Origin of the sequence: Streptomyces sp. NPDC005728 (assembly GCF_040630895.1) — a bacterium.
Classification (GTDB): Bacteria; Actinomycetota; Actinomycetes; order Streptomycetales; family Streptomycetaceae; genus Streptomyces.
The window spans coordinates 1-4,381 of record NZ_JBEXYL010000231.1 but is presented as its reverse complement, the minus strand read 5'-3'; the positions used below and the strand labels follow the sequence as shown (position 1 = coordinate 4,381).

Sequence of the window (4,381 nt, the reverse complement as noted above, 5' to 3'; positions counted from 1 at the left end):
ACATATGCTTCCTCAGTCGCCCGCCTCCGTGTTGCGGGACAAGCTCCGGCGGTGGATCGGGGTGGTCGGCAGCATGCCCGAACCACGCCGCGACTTGGATCTCCGGCCAGGGGACGTCTCCGGGGGTCGAGCGGACCTCCGGCGCTTCCGCCAGGCTTCTGCGGAGTCGGCCATCCCCCCGCCGGGAGGGCAGGCAGACAGGAAGCCGACAGTCCGTGGTCGGGGTTGCGGTATCTGTTGCGCCCATGGGTTGCGCTGAGTGTTGCGGCCCCCGGGTGCCGATAGTTCTCGTTTCCGCAGCTCAGCCCCGTGGTCGGGAGCCTCTGATTGAGCTGACATCCCCTCTGTGCCACCCGACCGCCCGAAAACACCAGGGAGAAGGAAGGGTGTGGGGGGCGGGAGGGTGCCGGGCGAGGGGATCGGGCGGTTGGTCGTCCAGTTCCGTCCGGCTCGCGCCGTGCGGCACGATGGCTGCTGTCGTCGAGCCCACTCACATACGGTGCAACGATGTCCGGCCCGCCGCCCGGCGGGTCCTGCGTGAGGGCAGGTGGGAAGGCGGCCCCCGGGCGTGCCGGCGTTGTCCGTCCGGGGGACCGCGCTCGCCGGCCGGTGGTAGCCGGGAGGCTGCGGCCTCGTATCGCTGGGGGAGCAGCGCGCGGGGCCGATGACACAGGTATCCGGCCCAGGTCAGTCGGGTCAATGGTGTGCTGGTCCACAGGGACGCGACGCAGCCAGCTCCACCCGCCCGGTCACAACGGGCGGCCGTCTGCGCCTGTATCCGGGGCGTCGGTCAGCGTGACGGCTGCCGTGATGCGCTTGCCCACCGGTTCTGGGTGGAGGGAGAAGCTCCGGCAGAGGGCCATGACGATTTCCAGGCCGTGCTGGCCGACCCGGTCGGGTTCGGGCGCCAGGAACGTCGGCGGCGTGGTGCTGCTGTCCCACAGGCTCACCTGGACCGCTCCGTGTTCGACTTTCAGGGTCAAAAAGGCACGGCCCGGGCGCCTATTTGCGGGCGTTGGTGACGAGCTCGCTCACCACCAGCTGCACCATGCCCTGCCCATCGCACGGCGGGACACTGGCAGCCCGTGCACGGCCTGCAGCTCCATGAGGAACGACCGGGCCAGATCCCGGGCCTCGGCGATGTCCTTACTGTTGCCTTCGAACGCGGCAGACCGATGTCAGCCTGCTGACCGGCGACTTGCTGTCGTCCTCCGCCGCATGGTCCATGCAGTCACCCCGTACTCGAGCATCCCGTGGGCATTTTGTATACCCCCAAGCCTCCACCGCAGGCGCGGCCAAGAATGGCGGACCAACCGATGTGCGCCCCTGCCCGTCACGAGGATCAAGCCACAGCGAGAAAGGGCTTACGCCGGGGAGGAGTCAATCGACCGGATGTGCCCACAGGCCCCGGGGGCTCTGCGATGTCACCCCGGGGCCCGGCGTATGGAGACGCTCTGTCCAACGAGGGCGCGACCCTGGCGTCACGCCGCCGCTCGGTCGAGTCCGAGGTCGGCCAGCGCTTGGTGTCCCGGACAGAGTTGGCCATGCTGCAGGGGGGTCTTCAACTTTGTCGCCCTTAGCTTGACGTTTAACCTCGCAGGTCACCCAACCTGCTGAACTGCGGTTCTTCCCGGGACAGCGGAGACGGCCGTTCTCCACGCTTCGAGATGTCGAGTCACGAAGTACGAGAGAACGGCCGCTGCCTATGAGTCTCCCCGTCGACGCGCCCGCAGGCCAAGCATTGGCTCTCCTGTCCCGCTTTCGGGTTGAGTTCTACGAATGCCTCTACGCCCGCTCGGACGCACTCTTCGAGCTCACCGACGCGGTGCTGTGCGCGGATGGGCCGGTGAAGACCCTGGTCGAGCTGTCGCTCGAGGTCGAGCACCGGCGTGGGCACGGCGCCCTGTACGCCGCGCTGGACCGTGGCTGGCTGGAGCCGGCCCGACTGCGTCGCACGCTGGCTGGCTTGCCGCTGCCGAAGGCGGCCGACGGCAGGATCGTGCTGGCCGTCGACGTGAGCAACTGGCTCCGCCCCGACGCCCCCACCAGCGACGACCGGCTCTTCTGCCACGTCTACGGACGCGGCGACCGCAAGACGGACCAGTTCGTGCCGGGCTGGCCGTACTCCTTCGTCGCCGCCCTGGAGACCGGCCGGACCTCCTGGGTCGCGCTGCTGGACGCCGTGCGCCTCGGGCCGGCCGACGACTCAACCGTCGTCACCGCCGCCCAACTGCGTGATGTCGTCGAGCGGTTGACACAGGCCGAACACTGGCAGCCGGGCGACCCGAAGATCCTGATCATGATGGACTCCGGCTACGACGTCGCCTACCTCTCCCACGCCCTGGCGGACCTGCCTGTCGTCCTGGTCGGACGCCTGCGCTCGGACCGCGTCATGCTCCGCGACCCCGGCCCCGCCCGCTCCGGGCCGAAGGGCGGACGACCGCGTCGGCACGGTGGCGTCCTCACCTTCGCAAAGCCCGAGAGCTGGCATCAGCCCGAGGTCACCACGCTCACGGACACCACCCGCTACGGCACCGCGGAGACGATCGCATGGGACCGGATGCACCCCAGACTCACCCACCGCGGCCCCTGGCTGGACCACGCTGAGGAGGAACTTCCCATCCTGCACGGGACGTTGGTGCGGTTGAAGGTCGAGCGCCTGCCGGGCGACCGGGACCCGAAACCGGTCTGGCTGTGGTGCTCGGCCACCGCTGCCGCCGGCGCGGATGTGGACCGCTGGTGGCAGTCGTTCCTCCGCAGATTCGACCTGGAGCACACCTTCAGGCTCCTGAAGCAGACGCTCGGCTGGACCGCCCCGAAGATCCGCCACGCTGACAGCGCCGACCTGTGGACCTGGCTCATCATCGCCGCCCACACCCAACTCCGCCTTGCCCGGCCGCTCGCCGAGGACCTCCGCCGCCCCTGGGAACGGCCCGCCGAGCCCCGCCGCCTCACCCCTGCCCGGGTGCGGCGGGGGTTTCGAAACATCCGCCCGACTACCGCTCGCCCAGCGGCGGCACCGAAACCGTCCAAGCCAGGCCCGGGACGGCCCCCCGGCTCGAGGAACAAGCAGCGGGCCACACGTCACGACGTCGGAAAGACAGTCAAACGCGCCGAATCGATCAAGGAACACCAAGCCCGACGAGGATAAATTCCAAGCTTAGAGGTCGTTCTCTTTCCGAACCTCATGTGCGGATTCCGCTGGTCAGACATGGGATTGCAGCTGTCACGGAAGTCTCGACTCGTTGCCGGTCGGGATGTTGTGGGGGTGGCGGATGCCGTCGATGCGGGCGGTTCTGGAAGCGCGGCGGAAGGCCGCGGCAGTGCGGGTGGAGGAACTCGAAGCCGAACTGGAGCGGGTGCGGATGGACTTGACGGACGCGGAAGAGGTGCTCAGGCGCCGATTGATCGGTCTGGAGCAGTATCTGGAGGCGCTGGCCGAGGAGGAAGCGCCCGTCGTGGTGGCCGTCGAGTCATCGCAAAGGAAGCCGGTCGGACCGCGACGCGCGGTGCCTCACCGTGAGAATGCGGACGGTGTCGAGGACCTGTCGGTGGACTACCAGGCATTGATGGCCGCCGCGCTGGAGGCGGGAGACGACGGGCTGGGTGCCCGGCGGGCTGCTGTGGTGCTGGGCTGGGACAGTGCCTCCGCCTCCCGCGTCGAAGGAGCAAGAGCCCGGCTGAAACGGCTGGTGGAACGGGGCTGGCTGGTCGAGGAGAAGCCGGGCAGGTTCATGCTGCCCGCGCTGGAGTAGGACGCTGCTGATGCTGGGCGGCCAGGCGGCGGCTCATGAGCATGGTCATCGACCACAGGGTGACGGTCTCGCTGGTGTCGGTGCGTCGCTCGTAGTCACGGACCAGGCGCCGGCTGCGCAGGAGCCAGGCGAAGGATCTTTCCACGACCCAGCGGCGGGGCAGGATCTCAAAGCCTGCGGCATCGTCGCTGCGGCGGACGATGTCAAGGACGAGTCCGAGGTCCTGGGTCGTCCAGTCGGTGAGGTGGCCGGTGTAACCGCCGTCGGCCCAGACCCGCGCCAGCTCCGGAAGTGATTCTTTGCTGCGGGCAGCAGGATGCGGGCGGCGTCCCGGTCGGTCGTGGATGCCGGGGTGACCAGAAGCGACCGTGTGCGCCCAGCTGCTCCAGACCGTGGCCCGCGGCGACAATCTCGCCCTCGAAGGCCAGCTCCGCACCTGGGCAGAGGAACTGCGCCGCAGCTGAGGGGGCCGCCCGGATGCCGCTGAGGAACACCGGTTGGGCCGTCATGGTCGGGGCGACTATCTGGGTTCTAGAGATCTTTAACGGTGCGGGTTACGCGGGGGCGTGACGGCTGTCGTTGGTCGCGCTATGCCGGGGGTATGAGGTATCCCGATGGGGGTGGGT

At 68.9% G+C, this 4,381-nt stretch carries 4 protein-coding genes; 2 read left to right on the top strand and 2 right to left on the bottom strand.

Going from position 1 to position 4,381, the window contains the following annotated elements:
- Nucleotides 1-749 precede the first annotated feature (749 nt).
- The gene (locus tag ABZ471_RS47855; protein ID WP_359075440.1) at nt 750-950 is read right to left on the bottom strand and encodes a hypothetical protein; all 201 of its coding nucleotides are present in this window, start codon (nt 948-950) and stop codon (nt 750-752) included.
- A gap of 755 nt (nt 951-1,705) precedes the next feature.
- On the opposite strand from ABZ471_RS47855, the gene ABZ471_RS47850 reads away from it, so the two are divergent.
- Nucleotides 1,706-3,151 carry an NF041680 family putative transposase gene (locus tag ABZ471_RS47850; RefSeq protein WP_359075439.1) on the top strand — a complete coding sequence of 482 codons (1,446 nt, stop codon included), beginning with the start codon at nt 1,706-1,708 and terminating at the stop codon, nt 3,149-3,151.
- A 133-nt stretch (nt 3,152-3,284) separates the two neighbouring features.
- Entirely contained in the window at nt 3,285-3,755 is a 471-nt protein-coding gene (locus ABZ471_RS47845) for a hypothetical protein (RefSeq protein ID WP_359075438.1), read from the top strand.
- Here ABZ471_RS47845 and ABZ471_RS47840 read toward each other — a convergent pair.
- A complete protein-coding gene (locus ABZ471_RS47840) occupies nt 3,733-4,191 on the bottom strand; it encodes a transposase (protein WP_359075437.1) in 459 nt (152 codons plus the stop codon). The two genes, ABZ471_RS47845 and ABZ471_RS47840, sit on opposite strands and share 23 nt — an antisense overlap.
- Between the last annotated feature and the right edge of the window lie 190 nt (nt 4,192-4,381).

Coding starts and splice junctions, on each gene's coding strand:
- ABZ471_RS47850 (WP_359075439.1), top strand. CDS start 1,706: ATGAGTCTCCCCGTCGACGCGCCCGCAGGCCAAGCATTGGCTCTCCTG.
- ABZ471_RS47845 (WP_359075438.1), top strand. CDS start 3,285: ATGCGGGCGGTTCTGGAAGCGCGGCGGAAGGCCGCGGCAGTGCGGGTG.